The organism is Acidisoma sp. (assembly GCF_965199065.1).
Classification (GTDB): Bacteria; Pseudomonadota; Alphaproteobacteria; order Acetobacterales; family Acetobacteraceae; genus Acidisoma.
This window is the reverse complement of record NZ_CBDAQN010000001.1, coordinates 422,413-437,729: the sequence shown is the minus strand read 5'-3', so window position 1 is coordinate 437,729 and position 15,317 is coordinate 422,413. Positions and strand designations below refer to the sequence as shown.

Annotated in this window: 13 protein-coding genes; 9 read left to right on the top strand and 4 right to left on the bottom strand. The window is 65.3% G+C overall.

Going from position 1 to position 15,317, the window contains the following annotated elements; translation table 11 throughout:
* Window positions 1–74 precede the first annotated feature (74 nt).
* Genes ACOEQ1_RS02045 through ACOEQ1_RS02030 form a run of 4 tightly spaced genes read right to left on the bottom strand, consistent with a single transcriptional unit; the run spans window position 75 to window position 5,588 of the window.
* Window positions 75–1,202, bottom strand: a complete 1,128-nt coding sequence (locus tag ACOEQ1_RS02045; protein ID WP_419757567.1) for a glycosyltransferase family 4 protein — start codon at window positions 1,200–1,202, stop codon at window positions 75–77.
* Window positions 1,199–2,482, bottom strand: coding sequence for a TIGR04295 family B12-binding domain-containing radical SAM protein (locus ACOEQ1_RS02040; RefSeq protein WP_419757566.1), 1,284 nt, complete (start codon window positions 2,480–2,482; stop codon window positions 1,199–1,201). Before ACOEQ1_RS02040 ends, ACOEQ1_RS02045 begins: the two co-directional genes overlap by 4 nt.
* Window positions 2,479–4,494 (bottom strand): SDR family NAD(P)-dependent oxidoreductase, encoded by a 2,016-nt coding sequence (locus ACOEQ1_RS02035; protein ID WP_419757565.1) that lies wholly within the window; start codon window positions 4,492–4,494, stop codon window positions 2,479–2,481. The genes ACOEQ1_RS02040 and ACOEQ1_RS02035 overlap by 4 nt, the downstream gene beginning before the upstream one ends.
* Window positions 4,491–5,588 carry an SDR family NAD(P)-dependent oxidoreductase gene (locus ACOEQ1_RS02030; RefSeq protein WP_419757564.1) on the bottom strand — a complete coding sequence of 366 codons (1,098 nt, stop codon included), beginning with the start codon at window positions 5,586–5,588 and terminating at the stop codon, window positions 4,491–4,493. Before ACOEQ1_RS02030 ends, ACOEQ1_RS02035 begins: the two co-directional genes overlap by 4 nt.
* Window positions 5,589–5,758: 170 nt before the next feature.
* On the opposite strand from ACOEQ1_RS02030, the gene ACOEQ1_RS02025 reads away from it, so the two are divergent.
* The 9 genes from ACOEQ1_RS02025 (at window position 5,759) to pdxA (ending at window position 15,305) form a co-directional block, all read left to right on the top strand.
* Window positions 5,759–6,754 carry an SDR family oxidoreductase gene (locus ACOEQ1_RS02025; RefSeq protein WP_419757563.1) on the top strand — a complete coding sequence of 332 codons (996 nt, stop codon included), beginning with the start codon at window positions 5,759–5,761 and terminating at the stop codon, window positions 6,752–6,754.
* Between the two features lie 23 nt (window positions 6,755–6,777).
* Window positions 6,778–6,948, top strand: coding sequence for a hypothetical protein (locus tag ACOEQ1_RS02020; protein ID WP_419757562.1), 171 nt, complete (start codon window positions 6,778–6,780; stop codon window positions 6,946–6,948).
* 205 nt (window positions 6,949–7,153) lie between these two features.
* Complete coding sequence (locus tag ACOEQ1_RS02015) at window positions 7,154–7,807, top strand: 2Fe-2S iron-sulfur cluster-binding protein (RefSeq protein ID WP_419757561.1); 654 nt, start codon at window positions 7,154–7,156, stop codon at window positions 7,805–7,807.
* Window positions 7,804–8,784, top strand: a complete 981-nt coding sequence (locus ACOEQ1_RS02010) for an FAD binding domain-containing protein (protein WP_419757560.1) — start codon at window positions 7,804–7,806, stop codon at window positions 8,782–8,784. The genes ACOEQ1_RS02015 and ACOEQ1_RS02010 overlap by 4 nt, the downstream gene beginning before the upstream one ends.
* Before the next feature lie 12 nt (window positions 8,785–8,796).
* Window positions 8,797–11,013, top strand: coding sequence for a molybdopterin cofactor-binding domain-containing protein (locus tag ACOEQ1_RS02005; RefSeq protein ID WP_419757559.1), 2,217 nt, complete (start codon window positions 8,797–8,799; stop codon window positions 11,011–11,013).
* 109 nt (window positions 11,014–11,122) lie between these two features.
* Window positions 11,123–11,893 (top strand): PRC-barrel domain-containing protein, encoded by a 771-nt coding sequence (locus tag ACOEQ1_RS02000; RefSeq protein WP_419757558.1) that lies wholly within the window; start codon window positions 11,123–11,125, stop codon window positions 11,891–11,893.
* A 131-nt stretch (window positions 11,894–12,024) separates the two neighbouring features.
* A complete protein-coding gene (locus tag ACOEQ1_RS01995; RefSeq protein ID WP_419757557.1) occupies window positions 12,025–13,032 on the top strand; it encodes a 2-keto-3-deoxygluconate permease in 1,008 nt (335 codons plus the stop codon).
* An 8-nt stretch (window positions 13,033–13,040) separates the two neighbouring features.
* On the top strand, window positions 13,041–14,294 hold the full coding sequence (locus ACOEQ1_RS01990; protein ID WP_419757556.1) for a four-carbon acid sugar kinase family protein: 1,254 nt from the start codon (window positions 13,041–13,043) through the stop codon (window positions 14,292–14,294).
* A 42-nt stretch (window positions 14,295–14,336) separates the two neighbouring features.
* Window positions 14,337–15,305 (top strand): 4-hydroxythreonine-4-phosphate dehydrogenase PdxA, encoded by a 969-nt coding sequence (gene pdxA, locus ACOEQ1_RS01985; RefSeq protein ID WP_419757555.1) that lies wholly within the window; start codon window positions 14,337–14,339, stop codon window positions 15,303–15,305.
* Window positions 15,306–15,317 lie beyond the last annotated feature (12 nt).

The window sequence follows — 15,317 nt, the reverse complement described above, 5'->3', positions numbered from 1 at the left end:
GAAAGTGTGCGTTGCCGTGGTTCCAGCAGGAGATAAGCGAGTGGGTGAAGTAGACGATCCTCATTCAACCGTCCTCATGCAGCGACGGCGGCCCGAGCGGCGGGGTCCAACATCCGAGAATGTTTCTCCCACATCGCGCCGTCGAAGCGCTCAACGGAGTATGTCGTGGCACGTGCACGTGCCTTCATGCCCCAGCGACGGCAGGATTCAGGCTGCCCGTGCAAATCAGACAAGGTCTCGGCCCAGACCGCAGCATCCCCGAGCGGAAGGAATATTGCTGCTCCGTCCCACAACTCGCGGAAGGTCGGAATATCGGCCAGCACAAGTGGCAAACTTGCGTGCGCTGCTTCCAGCACCGCAAGACCAAACGGCTCATATTGCGCCGGCGACGCAAAGATGCGCGCCGCAGCCATGGCTTCAGCTATCTTCGGCTCGTCAAGGATCCCCAGTGCCTGCATCCGCCCCAGCCGTACTGTTGCCCCGTTCGGACCTTGATTGGCACCTGCTGCCGCGACCGGAACCGCGGTCATCAGCTTCGCGGCGTCATCAAGCAGGGTCATGTTCTTTGCCTCGTCCCAAAGCCGCCCGACGGCCAGAACGCCCTCACGCTCCGTTCGGTCTTTCAGGGAGAACTTCGCAGCCGCCCGCCCGTTATGGACCACGTCGATCTTGCGCTGCAGGTCATAAGTGCGCCCGACCATCTCGGCAAAGGCCCGTGTCGGGGCGACGACACAGCTAGCGGCCCGGAGACCCGTACGAACAGCCGCCATCCTCCAGACGAAGTCGTCTGGGATGTCGGCACCACCGCGCATTGCGCTCCACCAAGTGCCGACGCAAGAGTGGATGACAGCGAGAACCGGCGCGTGCCATAGCGATTGTGCAACCAGTGCCGGCGTATGCAACTGAACCGTATCGGCATTCAGCTGCTGCGCCAATGCAGCGAGCGTGTTGGAGGCGATATCGAGTTCACTCGGCGCATTGGCGGTCCAATCCAGCGGCAGGCCCGTCTCGTGCAGGCGCACACCATGCAGATCCGCAACTCTCCTCCGTTGATCCGCGGATACGCCAGGACCGAGGACGGCGATATCCACCTCAACACGGCGCCGGGCGAAGGCGCGTGCGAGTTCGAGCGTATACTGCCAGACCCCACCGACAGCATCGGTAGAGAGAAATACCCGGCTTGGACCGGCGTGTCTTGTCACGACGCCTCTAGCTCCACCAAAGGCAGCGGCCGGTCTTCCTGAATGTCGCTGAAGGAGTTGAATTGACCGAGGTAGTGGTCGAGCGCCCGTTCCCAGGCGAGATCATCCGGCTCGCCAAAAAGCTTCCGATATTCGGGAGCGCTGGGATAGGGAAACAGCGGCACCGGGTCGTTTGCCCAAACACCGTGTTCCTGTAGTTCGGCACGCCACGCCGCCACGAGGTCCATCTCGTTGTCCTCGGCCCGGATCAGGTTGGCCTGCACGAAGGGCACGCTGCGGCGCGCATACATCAGCAGAGCGCTCAATTGATCCGTGTCGAGTTTGCACTTCTTCGCGAGGAGAGCGCGGCCCTCGACGGTAAGGCTTTCGACACCTGCCTCGATGGAAACGCAACCGGCGGCACCCAGCAGGTCAAGCATTTCCGGCTTCCACAGATCGATCCGGGTCTGAATTCCGAACTCTATCGCCCGGTCCTTCAACGCAAGCAGAAGGTCCATGCGGGGGAGGAAAATCTCGTCGATGAAGTAGATATAGGTGACGCCCTGGGCGATCAGCCCGTCGATCTCCGCCATCAACACATCAAGGTCGCGTTTGCGGTAGCGATCGCGGAAATCCATTTTTGCGCAGAAAGTACAGGCGTAAGGACAACCGCGTGACGCTTCGACCTCGGCACCGGCGCCGACCGGCGTCGAATCGAAGCGATGGTGGTGATGGTCATGCCGCAGAACCCACTCAACCGGCCAGCGCAACGCGGGCGCATCCGTGAAGCGAGTGGCGGCGGGCTCACCCACAACCTGCACCGTTGCCGTCTCATCGACATATGCAATGCCGGGAATGTCTCGCCGGAGAGGAGCGTTGGCGAGTGCCGTGACAACCTCCTCGCATTCGCCGCGCACGACGATGTCGACGCCGAGTTTCTGCAGCACGGGCGCAGGCGTCGAGGAACCATGCGGACCGACAGCGACCGTGATGCCCGCATTTTCGCCCAAAGCGGCGAGCATCTGCCGCGGCACTCGCAACTCGGGCGGCGCGCACCGCCAGAACAAGTACGTCGGCGCCGTCGTGATGACTGTCATCGCCGGCGCGAAATCCCGCACGCGCCCAGCGATGGCCGCAGTGTCGAGGTGCTGGATCTGACCGTCGAGCATGAGCACCTCGTGCCCTGCCGTTTCGAGCAAGGCCCGGGTGTAACCCAGTTCGAGTGGCAGATGAGCAGCGCGGCAACCGAAGTAGATGCTGCGACAGTAGTCCCAAGCCGGGTTGATCAAAGCGACCTTCATGCCGGCACCCTCGCCTCGGTTTGCTTGAATGCATCGCCGGCCAGGCGCACATTATGCCGGTCCGCAATTTCCCGCAGGAGGAGCGCGGACCCGTCTCGCCAGGCGCGGGGCGGCGGAAGCTGGAGTGCCTCGCGCGCACGGCGACTATCGGCCACGAAATACCGTTGATCGTTCTGCCGCCAATCCGCGAAGCGCACGTCGATCGGACGCCCAAGAACTGCCTCGAGATGCGCCAGCAAGCTCAGCAGGCTCACCGCGTTGTCCGGTCCGCCGCCAAGATTGAATGCCTGTCCGGCGACTGCGCCGATGCGCTTCCAAGCAGAGACATACGCGGCAACGGCGTCACTGACATACAGGATGTCACGAACCTGATGTCCGTCGCCATACAGCATGATCGGCTCGTCCTGGACCGCGCGCAGCATGAAATGCGCGACCCACCCCTGATCCTCGGTGCCGAGTTGGCGCGGACCGTAGATGCAGCTCATCCGAAGCACGCAACTCGGGAGCCCGAAGCTATGGCCGTAATCCAGTACATACTGATCGGCCGCACCCTTCGAGCAGCCATACGGCGTGGCGAACGACAGCGGCATGTCCTCGCTTAGCCCGTCCCGACGCAACGCGGCATCGCGCGGGGTCCAGCCCTGATGGCTCATCGCGAGTTCCACCTGTGCCAGATCGCCGTAGACTTTGTTTGTGCTGGCAAAGATTATTGGCGTCACGCTGCCCTTGCGACGCAATGCCTCAAGGAGATTGAAGGTGCCCATGATGTTGGTCTGGAGATCGTCCTCGGGATCTTCGAGGCTGGTTGTCACCGCCACCTGCGCCGCAAGATGAAAAACCGCAGCGGCCTCGGCAGTTGCCTGAGTGACCGATGCCCGGTCTCGCGTGTCGCCGAGCGTGAAAGAGATCCTGTCGGGAAACTGATGCCTCAACCATGCAAGGTTCTGCTCCACGCCGGGCCGTGCCAGCGCATCGTACAGCAGAACATGCTCGCCTTCGCTGGCAAGGCGATGGGCGAGATTGGCACCGATGAAGCCTGCGCCGCCGGTGATCAGCAGTGGCTTCGTCGAGACGATCGCCGGTGCCGCCATCTTTCCCATGAGCCGCACGGACTCGATGCCACCGTCGCGCAGCAGGCGCCCAAGCAGCTTTGGCCGCCCGTCGGCATGGTCCACACCGAAGTGGTAGTGCCGCTCGTCGAAGTGCGGTCCCTCCTGCACGTCGACATCCGTCGGTAGATCGCGCAATCCATACCAGTAAACGCGTGAAGCGGGCGCATCCAGTGCGGCATTGAAGGCCGTCAGCTGCGGTGCCGGGTCCTGCCGCCAGGTCGAATAGCCTGTCTCCGTCACCCAGATTTCTGCCTGCGCGTTGAACGGCGCGATCGTCCGCCGCACCTCCGCAACGACCTCATCCCAGCCGCGCCAGACACCGGCATGCGTCGACTCCCAGGTCCCCGGGAACCCATGGACGCCGACGGCATCGACCACATTCAGAATGCCACGCTCGCCCATCAGTCGCAGCCAATGAAGATCGGTGGGGCAGCTCGCAGGGAGAACCACGCGTTTCCCGCGCTGCTGCGCCCAATAAGCCGCCGCGCCAAGCATGGCCGAAAACTTGAGCCAATCCCGGTCGAGCCGCCAATCCCAGTCGAGGATGTTGTTCGGCTCGTTCCAAAGCTCCAGCCACGTAAAGCTGTCACCGTAACGGTCGCAGATGAGATCGACGAAATCGGCAAGCGCCTTGAGGTCGCGAGGCGGTGCAGCAGTGCGCCCGTCCTCGGACAGATCGGGCGGCGTATAGTGCAGGCAGGGCAGAAGCTCGAAGCGCGCACCCAACATCGGCAGCAGCCAGTCATACCAGGCCTCGCCACCCGCGGCACGATAATCGGCCCAGGAGACATGCGTCCGCAAATGCCTCACACCCATCGCGGTCAGGGCATCGGCGGCTTCCTCGGCATGGCGATGCTGACCCAACCGGAACCATTCGACAAACCCGAGCTTTGGGCTCACGCGACAAGGCCCCGCGCTTCGAGTTCCTTTCGAGCGTCGAGCACCCGGTCGGTTGCGGTTTGCCGGGCCAGCCAATCGGCGAGTTCAGGCACGCCGTCGACCAAGCCGCGCCTTGGCTCGAAGCCAAGAACGGATTGCGAGTGGCTGAGGTCGGCAAAACAATGACGCACGTCGCCGGCTCTCGCCTTGTTCAGAAACTCCGGCTGCAGGTCGTCGCGTCCCATGGCACGCGCGAGCAGAAGCGCCACTTCCTCAACCGTCGTCCGCTTGCCGCTGCCGATATTGAACACACCGCCAGCGGCCTTCGGCTCCTCCAGGGCCAGAACGAAGGCGCGGGCGACATCCTCGACATGAACGAAGTCACGCTGCTGCTGCCCGTCCTCGAAGATCATCGGCGGCTGGCCGTTGAGGATACGGGCGGCGAAGATGGCGAGCACGCCGGTATAGGGATTGGACAGCGCCTGCCCGGCTCCGAAGACGTTGAACATCCTGAGCGCCACGCTCTCCATGCCGTAGGCCGGGCCCACGTTCATGCACAGGCGCTCCTGGGTATATTTCGTAATCGCATAGACCGAGGATAGAACGGGGCGCTTCCACTCGGGCGTCGGCACGGGCGTCAGTTCCCCGCCGTCAGCGTCGCAGGGGTTCCAGCCGCTGCCGGGTTGCCGCCTTACCTCCTCCAGAAGACGGCCGTCCGATGTGCGATACAGGCCTTCGCCATAGATGCTCATGGACGAGGCGACGACCAGACGACGCACCGGATGCGCCAGGAGCGCCTTCAACAACACCGCAGTGCCAAGATCGTTGACGCCGACGTAGCGGTCGATCTCGTACATGCTCTGACCGACGCCGACTTCGGCGGCGAGATGCACCACCTTGTCAACGCCTTGCACGGCACTCGCGACCGCGTCCGCATCACGGATGTCGGCGTTGATGATCTCGACCGAGCGAAGCACCGGATCAGCCGGCGCGGCACCGCCATGCACCTGCTCGATGAAGCGATCGAGTATGCGGACCTCGTAGCCTTCCGCAAGCAGCGCACGACTAAGATGGCAACCAATGAAACCTGCGCCGCCGGTGACTAGCACTCTCATTAAGTTTTATTCCTCGCGTCCGGTTTCACGACTTCAGCCAATTATATTGGCCGAAAGAACCGGTTGATGATGATCCTTCACGGGAAGTTGAGCAAGGTCGTCAATGGCGTGCTTGTTCGCAGCCTGCGGCTCATCATTTCAGCGCAGCAAATGGAAGATTGGACGCTGCGGTGAACACAGCCCGGACGGTCGTGATAACTGGCGCAGGATCCGGAATCGGCCTCGCCGCCGCGGAACACTTCGCGCGGAACGGCTGGAACGTCGGCCTGATCGGCCGCGGCGAAGAAGCACTCGTCCGTGCTCAGGAACGTGTGCGGGGCCTGGGTGGTGAGGCAGCTCTCGCGATCGCAGACGTGTCCGACAGTGCCGCACTCGAAAGCGCCGCCGTCAAGCTCGAAACGGCGCTTGGGCCCATCGACGTATGGGTCAACAACGCCGGCATCGGCTTCTATGGCAAATTCGTGGACGTGCCGGAGGATGAGTTCCGCCGCGTGATCGACGTGAACCTGCTCGGCTCCGTGAATGGAACCCGCGTCGCGCTCGCCCGGATGCGGCCGCGCAACCAGGGCACGATCATTCAGATTGCATCGGCGATCGCCTATCGCGGCGTGCCTTTGCAATCGGCTTACTCGGCTACGAAGTATGCGCTGCGCGGCTTCACCGAGGCCGTGCGCACAGAATTGATCCACGAAGGCTCTGGCGTGCACATCACGCTCGTGCATCCGCCGGCGGTCAACACGCCATTCTACAGCCATGCGGGGTCGGTGCTCGACAAGGCGCCGCGACCGCCGCCGCCGGTCTATCAGCCCGAGCTTCTTGGCGAGGCGATCTACCTCGCCGCCACAGTCAAGCGTCGCGAGTGGCAGGTGACGGGCTCGACCACGAGTTTCAGTCTCGGCAACGCGCTTGCGCCGGGGCTGCTCGATCAGATCGCGGGGCGGGTCGGCATAGTTGCGCAAAAGACGGGCCGTGAGCAGGTGAAGGCACAACGAGACCCCAGCACAATGACCGCGTCGACACGCGCTCTGGGCATGCACGGCCCATTCGATGGTGAGGCGCTGTCCAGCAGCGTGCAGTGGTGGATGAGCAAGAACCAGAACGCAGCCCGGGTCGGCGCGACCGTGCTGGCGCTCGGATTGTTGAGGGCGGCGACGCGGCGACGCTGAATGCCGGCACGGACGGCCTCGTCATGAGCGGGGCAACGCCCTTGGAGCGTATCACTCCGGCGCCTTGGTCGGCGGTCGAAGCGACGGGCATCGAGCCATATTGGGCGGCGGGCGCCTCCATCGGTGCCATCATCGCGGTGATCGTGACGGGGAATGCACTGGGCAAGCGCGTCGCCGCGTTTAGCCGCTTCTAGGATCAGCCGGCATCCTTTGATCCGGCGACGGGACTACCTGAGGCGGTCCACCGTCCCGTGCAGTATCTCCGGGCTCTGAGAAGCCGCGCGGAAAAGTGTTTCTCGCAGTCGCAAATTTTGTGATCTGCTCTCCTACCTAGGGAGCCTCCGCTGCTTGTCGCGTGGCAGGTGGCATCCCCTGAAGGCCACGAACACGGAGCCAGCCATGGAAGACGAGGAAAAGGCTTCGCGCATCACGCGCCGCGCCGTGCTGGAAGGTGGAACGGCTGCAGCCGCCATACTTGCCGCGGGCGTCTCGCCCGAAGCCGCACTGGCAGACCAGCCCGCGGAAAACGTTCCCTTGCAAGCTGTGCCCGTGGAACTGCACGTCAACGGTGTGGTGCATCAATTGGTGCTCGATCCGCGGACCAGCCTGCTGGATGCTCTGCGCGAGCACATCGGGCTGACCGGCAGCAAGAAGGGCTGCGACCACGGCCAGTGCGGCGCCTGTACGGTGCTGCTCGATGGCAGGCGCATCAACTCCTGCCTGACCCTCGCGGTCATGCATGATGGCCAATCTGTCGGGACCATCGAAGGCCTTGCGAACGGCGACAGCCTCCATCCGCTGCAGGCGGCCTTCATCGAGCATGACGGCTTCCAGTGCGGCTACTGCACCTCCGGGCAGATTTGCTCGGCCGCGGGCATGCTCGAAGAGAGCCGTGCCGGGATGCCGAGTTTTGCGACTGCGGACCTGACGGCCGCGGAAATCCCGCTGACGGATGACGAGATCCGCGAGCGGATGAGCGGAAACATCTGCCGGTGCGCCGCCTACCCGAACATCGTGGCGGCGATCAAGCAGGCCGCGGGGGTGCGGGCATGAAGGCCTTCACATATAGCCGCGCCGCCTCGGCGCAGGATGCGGCACAAGCCATAGCCAAGCCCGGCGCCGCCATCATCGCCGGCGGCACAAACCTGCTCGACCTCATGAAGCTGCAGGTCGAGACGCCCAGCAAGCTCATTGACATCAACCGCCTCCCGCTCGACCGGATCGAGGAGACGCCGGACGGCGGCCTTCGCATTGGCACCCTGGTGCGCAACAGCGATCTTGCTGCTGATCCGCGCGTGCGCCAGCACTACGGCGTTCTCAGCCGCGCCCTTCTGGCGGGCGCGAGCGCGCAGTTGCGCAACAAGGCGACCACCGGCGGCAACCTCCTGCAGCGCACCCGCTGCTATTACTTCTACGACATCTCCAAACCCTGCAATAAGCGCGCTCCCGGCTCAGGCTGTGCAGCGATCGGCGGATTCAACCGCATCCACGCGATCCTCGGCACCAGCGACGCCTGTATCGCGACCCATCCGTCCGACATGGCCGTCGCCATGCAGGCGCTCGAAGCCAATGTGGAGACGGTGAAGCCGGACGGGAGCACGCGAGCGATCCCGATGGCGGAGTTCCATCGCTTGCCCGGCAAGACGCCGCAGATCGAGACGGCTTTGGAAGTTGGCGAGACCATCACGGCCGTGCGTCTGCCGCCACCGCTGCCGGGACTGCACATCTACCGCAAGGTGCGGGATCGCGCCTCCTACGCCTTCGCTCTCGTCTCCGTCGCGGCGGTGATCCAGACCGCTGGCGGCAAGATCAGCTCGGCCCGGCTGGCGTTCGGCGGCCTCGCCCACAAGCCCTGGCGGGTGCCGGCGGCAGAGCAAGCTTTGACGGGCGCGGCGCCGAGCACGACCGTGTTCGATCAGGCGGCGGATACCGTGCTGCAGGGCGCCCGGGGCTACGGCTCCAACGACTTCAAGATACCGCTGACGCGCCGGACGCTGCGGGCCGTGCTGGCTCAAGCGACGCAAAGCTGAGGAGCGCCCGCCATGCAGGTCAACTCGCCGACGGGCACGACTGTGCTCGACACTGCGCCAGATCCCATCGTCGGACAGCCGCTCGACCGTGTCGACGGCCGCTTGAAGGTCACGGGCGGCGCCGTCTACGCCTATGAGGTCGCGCATGGACCGGACACGTTCTACGGCGTTCTGGTGCAGGCGACGATCGCAAACGGCCGGATCACGGACATCGACAGTTCCGCGGCCAAGGCGGCGCCCGGGGTCGTTCTCGTGCTTACGCATGAGAATGCCTTCACTCAAGGCACAGGGCCCATCCAACAGGCGCATCCCGTGCTGAACAGCGCGGAGGTTGCCTACTACGGGCAACCGGTCGCCCTCGTTGTCGCCAGGACCTTCGAGGAAGCACGCGCTGGGTCGTATCTGGTGCGCGTGACCTACGACGTGGCGCATAGGGGCGAATACAGCCTCGCATCGGGTCTGGATCAGGCGCGGGTGCCGAATTCTCCGGGCGCGCCGCCCGAGAGCGCCGTGGGCGACTTTGCAGGGGCCTTCGCCTCGGCGCCGACGCGGCTGGACGTGACGTACACGACGCCGCTCGAGACCCATGCGATGATGGAGCCGCACGCGACGCTCGCGCTGTGGCAGGGCGATAAGCTCATCCTGCACACGTCGAACCAGATGCTGGATCGGGGCCGCGCATCGGTTGCGAAGACCCTGCGGATGGACCAGGAAAACGTGCGCCTCATCAGCCCGTTCATCGGCGGCGGCTTCGGCTCGAAGCTTTGGGTGAACGCGGACGCCATTCTGGCGGCGATGGCGGCGAAGCAGTTGAACCATCCGGTGAAGGTCGCGCTGACGCGCCAGCAGATCTTCAACGTGACGACGCACCGGTCAGACACCATTCAGCGCGTGCGCCTGGGCACAGATGCAAACGGCAAGATCTTGGCGATTGGTCACGACGTCTACTCCGGCAACCTCCGCACCGAGCAGCAGTTCGAGGCGGCGGCCGATCAGACCCGCACGCTTTATGCGGGCGCCAATCGTCTGACGCGCCATCGCCTTGTGCCGCTGGACGCGCCGGTCGCCTCCGCCATGCGCGCTCCTGGCGAGGCGGTCGGCCTGCTCGCGCTCGAATGCGCGATGGATGAGCTTGCCTGCGGGATGGGGGTCGACCCGATCGAGCTTAGGGTTCGCAATGAGCCCGCCGAGGATCCGGAGAAGCACATTCCTTACTCCAGCCGTCATCTCGTTGAATGTTACCGCGCGGGTGCCGAGCGTTTCGGCTGGAGTGCGCGCAACGTCCGGCCGGGCCAGAAGCGCGAGGGCCAATGGCTCATCGGCATGGGCATGGCCGCGGCGATACGCGGCAACGTGCTTCAACCCTCGAAGGCGAGCGTCCATCTGGGGCCGGACGGTGTGGCGGTCGTGAAGATGGCGATGACCGACATCGGCACCGGCACCTATACGATCCTCACGCAGATCGCCGCGGAGATGCTGGGCCTGCCGCCTGGGCAGGTGCGCATCGACCTGGGCGACACCGCCTATCCGCAGGCGGCGGGTTCGGGTGGCTCGTTCGGCGCAACAAGCTCAGGCTCCGCCTTGTTCGTCGCGTGCGACAACATGCGCGGCAAGCTCGCGCGGCTGGCGGGCATGGACCCGGCAACGGTTCTGCTCGAGCACGGCAATATCACGGCAGGTGGCCGGTCGGTGTCTCTGGTGAGCCTTGTCGGTTCCGGGGGCGTGGAAGCGCAAGGCGAGATCAGGCCAGGTGCGATGCAGAAAAAGTATTCGCAGCAATCCTACGGCGCCCAGTTCGCCGAGGTGGCAGTCGATGCGGATACGGGCGAGGTGCGGCTGCGCCGGATGCTCGGGGTCTTCACGGCGGGCCGTATCCTGAACGAGAAGACCGCGCGATCGCAGGCGATCGGCGGGATGATCTTTGGGGTGGGCGCCGCGCTCGAGGAGCAGGTGATCCTCGATCCGCGGTTCGGCGCTTACTACGTGAACCACGACCTCGCAGAATACCATGTCCCAGTCCATGCCGACCTGCCGTTCGTGGACGCGATGTTCCTACCGGAGCTCGACGATCGCGCCAATCCGCTCAAGGCGAAGGGCGTGGGCGAGCTTGGCATCTGCGGTGCCGGTGCGGCGATCGCGAATGCCGTCTACAACGCCTGTGGCGCGCGCATCCGCGATTATCCCCTCACCTTGGACAAGGTGCTGGCGGCGATGCCCTCCGAAGCATGACCGGCAACGCGCGGCGATAGGTAGATTCCGATCCTGCGCCGCGCTGGACCTGGAGGCTTATGCTGGAGGCATCAGAAAACGCTCACGCGTCCATCAGAAAGACCTCATCATGCTCATTGTCGCCGCGTCTCTCAAAGGCTTCGACATCGAGGCTACGGACGGCCTGATCGGAACCGTCAGTGATTTTCTGTTCGACGACCAGACCTGGGTGTTGCGCTGGCTGGTGGTCGATACCGGTACCTGGCTCGTCGAGCGGAAGGTGCTCATCCATCCGTCGGCGATAAAGACGCCGAGCTACGAGGGTGGACGCAGCCTCACGGTAACGCTCACCAGGGAGCAGATCGAGAACAGCCCCGATATCAGCCGCGACGCTCCTGTCGACCGGCAGATCGAACTCAACCTCTACGACTACTATGGCTGGAGCCCCTTGTGGGGCGGCGGCGGCTATTTCGGCAACAACGCCATCGCGAGCCCGCTGTCGGCGCCCCCGATCATCGGGCACCAGCATGCCACGGACCTCGATACGCTGGAGCCGGTCGAGCGCGACAGCCACTTGCGCAGCATCACGGCCGCCACCGGGTATTATGTCCACGCCACGGACGGCATGATCGGCCATGTCGAGAACTTCCTCATCGACGACGCGCAGTGGGAGGTGCGGTATCTCATCGTCGACACACGCAATCTTTGGCCCGGCCGCCATGTTCTGATCTCGCCCTTCGCGGTCGTCGAAACCAGCTGGAGCCGCAACGAACTGCGCCTCAACCTCACCCGCGAGACGATCAAGGCAAGCCCGCCCTGGGAGCCCGCCGATCTCATCAACACCGAGTTCGCGGGCAAGCTGCACAACCACTACAACTGGCCTTCCTACTCGAACTTCTGACGCGCCGCCCGCAGCTGGAGTTTCTGCGCAGATCGCGCGCTCTTGTCCTGAATTTGCTTGTTTCGCGCAGGTCGGCGCCCACTTCCTCTCTCAACAACCGCGAGCCGCGCGGCGGGACAGGGGAGAAGACCATGCAAGTTCCTATCAAGCGCGCCATCGAGCGCGTGCCAGGCGGCATGATGGTCGTCCCGCTCCTGATCGGGGCACTGATGGCGACATTCGTCCCGGGAACCCCTCACTTCTTCGGATCGTTCACCGGCGCGCTATTCAGTGGGGCGCTGACGATCCTGGCGGTGTTCTACGTCTGCATGGGCGCGACCATCGACATCCGGACGACACCCTACATCCTCAAGAAGGGCGGCACGCTGCTCATCGTGAAGATCGGCGTGGCCGCGATCCTCGGCGTGATATTCGGCCATATCCTGGGTATCGAGCCGGTGAGCGGCGGCTTCTTCGCCGGGATCTCCACGCTCGCCATCGTTGCCGCGATGAACGATACCAACGGCGGCCTCTACATGGCGCTGATGGGCCAGTACGGCGAGTCACGCGACGTCGGGGCCTACAGCCTGATGACGCTCGAATCCGGCCCCTTCCTGACCATGGTGACGCTCGGCGTCGCGGGGCTTTCGGCCTTTCCCTGGCAGGCGCTCGTCGGCGCGATCCTGCCGCTGGTCGCCGGCATCATCATCGGCAATCTGGACCGCGAGATGCGCGCGTTCCTGGCCCGGGCGATCCCGGTCATGATCCCCTTCTTCGCCTTCGCCCTGGGCAGTGGCCTCAACCTGTCGAAAGTCTGGCAGTCGGGCCTCCTGGGCCTTGGGCTCGGCGTCGCGGTGGTCGTGGTGACGGCCATCCCGCTGTTCCTCGCGGACCGGGTGATCGGCGGCAATGGGGTCGCGGGCGTGGCCGCAGCCTCGGCCGCCGGCAACGCCGCCGCGGTGCCGGCCATCGTCGCCTCCGCCAACCATGCCTATGCGCCGGCCGCCGCGCATGCGACGGTCCTGGTGGCCGCCGCCGTCATCGTCACCACCGTGCTGGTGCCGTTCGTCACTGCCTTTGTCGCGAAACGCGTTGGCGCTCACGGGGAGGCTTCGGAGTCCCGCCGCCCAGCCGTCGAGGCTGAACCGCATCGGCTTTAGGCGCGGTCATGACCCCCGAGCGCTGGCTGATCCTGGCCGATGACCTGACGGGCGCCGCTGACAGCGCGATTGCCTTCTCGCGCGGCGGCATGCCCGCCTCCGTGACGTGGCACGCGGATGGCCCCGAAGAGACGGTTCTCGCCATCGACGCCAACAGCCGCGCCCATGGCCCCGAGGCCGCCGCCGCCCTGCACCGCCGGCTTGTCGAAGGGCGGCACGAGGCCGGTGTCGGCTTGTTCAAGAAGATAGACTCCACGTTGCGCGGCCAGCCTGCCGCAGAGCTTGCCGAGACGATCCGGACTTTGCGCGAGCGTGGCAACGGCGCGCTTGCCATCGTCGCACCCGCTTTCCCCGAGACTGGACGCACGCTCCGTGGCGGTTCGATCCATGTCCACGGCGAACCTCTCGAAGGCACGCCGCTATGGGCGCGCGAGCATAGCTACGACAACGCCGATGTCGTCGCCGTGTTGGAGGGCGTCGGTCTGCGGGTAAGGCACGCGCCGCTCGACATTGTCCACGCCGGGCCGGAGGCCGTGGAGCGGCTCGTGCGGGACGCGCTGGCCGCCGAGGTGGATGCCGTTGTCTGCGACGCGGTTGTCGCCAGCGATCTCGACATTGTGGCGCAGGCGACGCTGCGGCTGGCGGAGCATGTGTTCTGGACCGGTTCGGCCGGGCTGGCTCTCGCGCTGGCGCGGAGCCTGGGCACGTCGGAGCAGGCGCCCCTCGAGCCGCTGGAAATCACCGGCGGCATCCTGTTCGTCGTGGGCAGCGTGGCCGAGGCCTCGCGCGCCGCCGCGGCCGTCCTTGCCGCAGACGATACGGTCCGGCGCATCGTGATCGAGCCTGCGGCGCTGTCAGAAGGGCCGACGGGCCAGAGTTGGGTCGAGGCACAACACGCCGTCTCGGAGACCCTGACCGGCGGGGGCGATGTTCTGGTGGAAATCGAGCCCGGACCAAATCCGGACCTCAGCCAGGGGCCGGCGCTGGCGCGTCAGCTGGCGGACCTGCTGCGGCCCATGGCGCCTGCGATCGGCGCCCTGTTCGTGACCGGCGGCGAAACGGCGCTGGCGCTCCTCGACGCGCTCGGGGCCACCGGCATTCGCCTCATCGAGGAGGTGGAGCCCGGCGTCCCTCTCGGGATCACCCGTGGCGCCTTCACCGTCCCGGTCGTCACCAAGGCGGGCGCTTTCGGCAATGCCGAAACGCTGCGCCGTTGCCTTCACCATTTCCGCCGCTTGCGGCAGACGGAGACACCATCATGAGCGCTTCCAACGAACGACACCCGCCCGATCATCGCCATCACCATGGGCGACGCCTCGGGCGTCGGGCCTGAAGTCATCATGAAGGCGCTGGCGCGGGATGATGTGCAGGCCATGTGCCGCGCCTTCGTCGTCGGCGATGCCACCCGCCTGCGCGAAGCGGGCGAGGTCGTGCATACGAAACTGACGGTCGCCGCCATCAAGACGCCCGCCGAGGCGCATTACGCCGCCGGGACCGTCGACTGCATCGACCTCGGCGTCATTCCGGCCGGGCATCCGTTCGGCAAGCTCTCGCCGGTCTCGGGCGAAGGCGCTTTCCGCTATATCGAGCGAGCGACGCAACTGGTTGAAGCCGGAGAGGCGGACGCCATCTGCACCGCCCCGCTCAGCAAGGAGGCGCTGCACGCGGCCGGCCATAAATTTCCTGGCCATACCGAGCTTCTCGCGCATCTGACGCATACGCCCGAGGTCTCCATGATGCTGGTCACGCCGAAGCTGCGCGTGATCCACGTGACGACGCATATCGGCCTCATGGACGCGATCCGGAAGATCGAGCCCGGGCTGGTCGAGCGCACCATCACCCGCGGCCATGACACGCTGGTGAAGGCCGGGATGGAGAACCCGCGCATCGGCGTTTGCGGCATCAATCCCCACGCCGGCGAAAACGGCCTGTTCGGCCAGGGCGAGGAGGAGGAGAAGATCATCCCGGCCGTCCAGGCCTGTCAGGCGAAGGGGTGGTCGGTCGAGGGGCCGCTGCCGGCCGACACGCTGTTCTTCCGCGCCGCGCGCGGCGATTTCGACCTCGTGGTCGCCATGTACCACGACCAGGGTCATGGTCCGGTGAAGGTGCTCGGTCTGGAAAACGGGGTGAACGTGACCGTCGGGCTGCCCGTGGTGCGGACCTCCGTCGATCACGGCACGGCGTTCGACATCGCCGGCAAAGGCATCGCCGATGAAGGCTCGATGGTCGAGGCGCTGCGTCAGGCCGTCGATCTCGCGCCCCGTCGCCACTGATCGAACCACTGA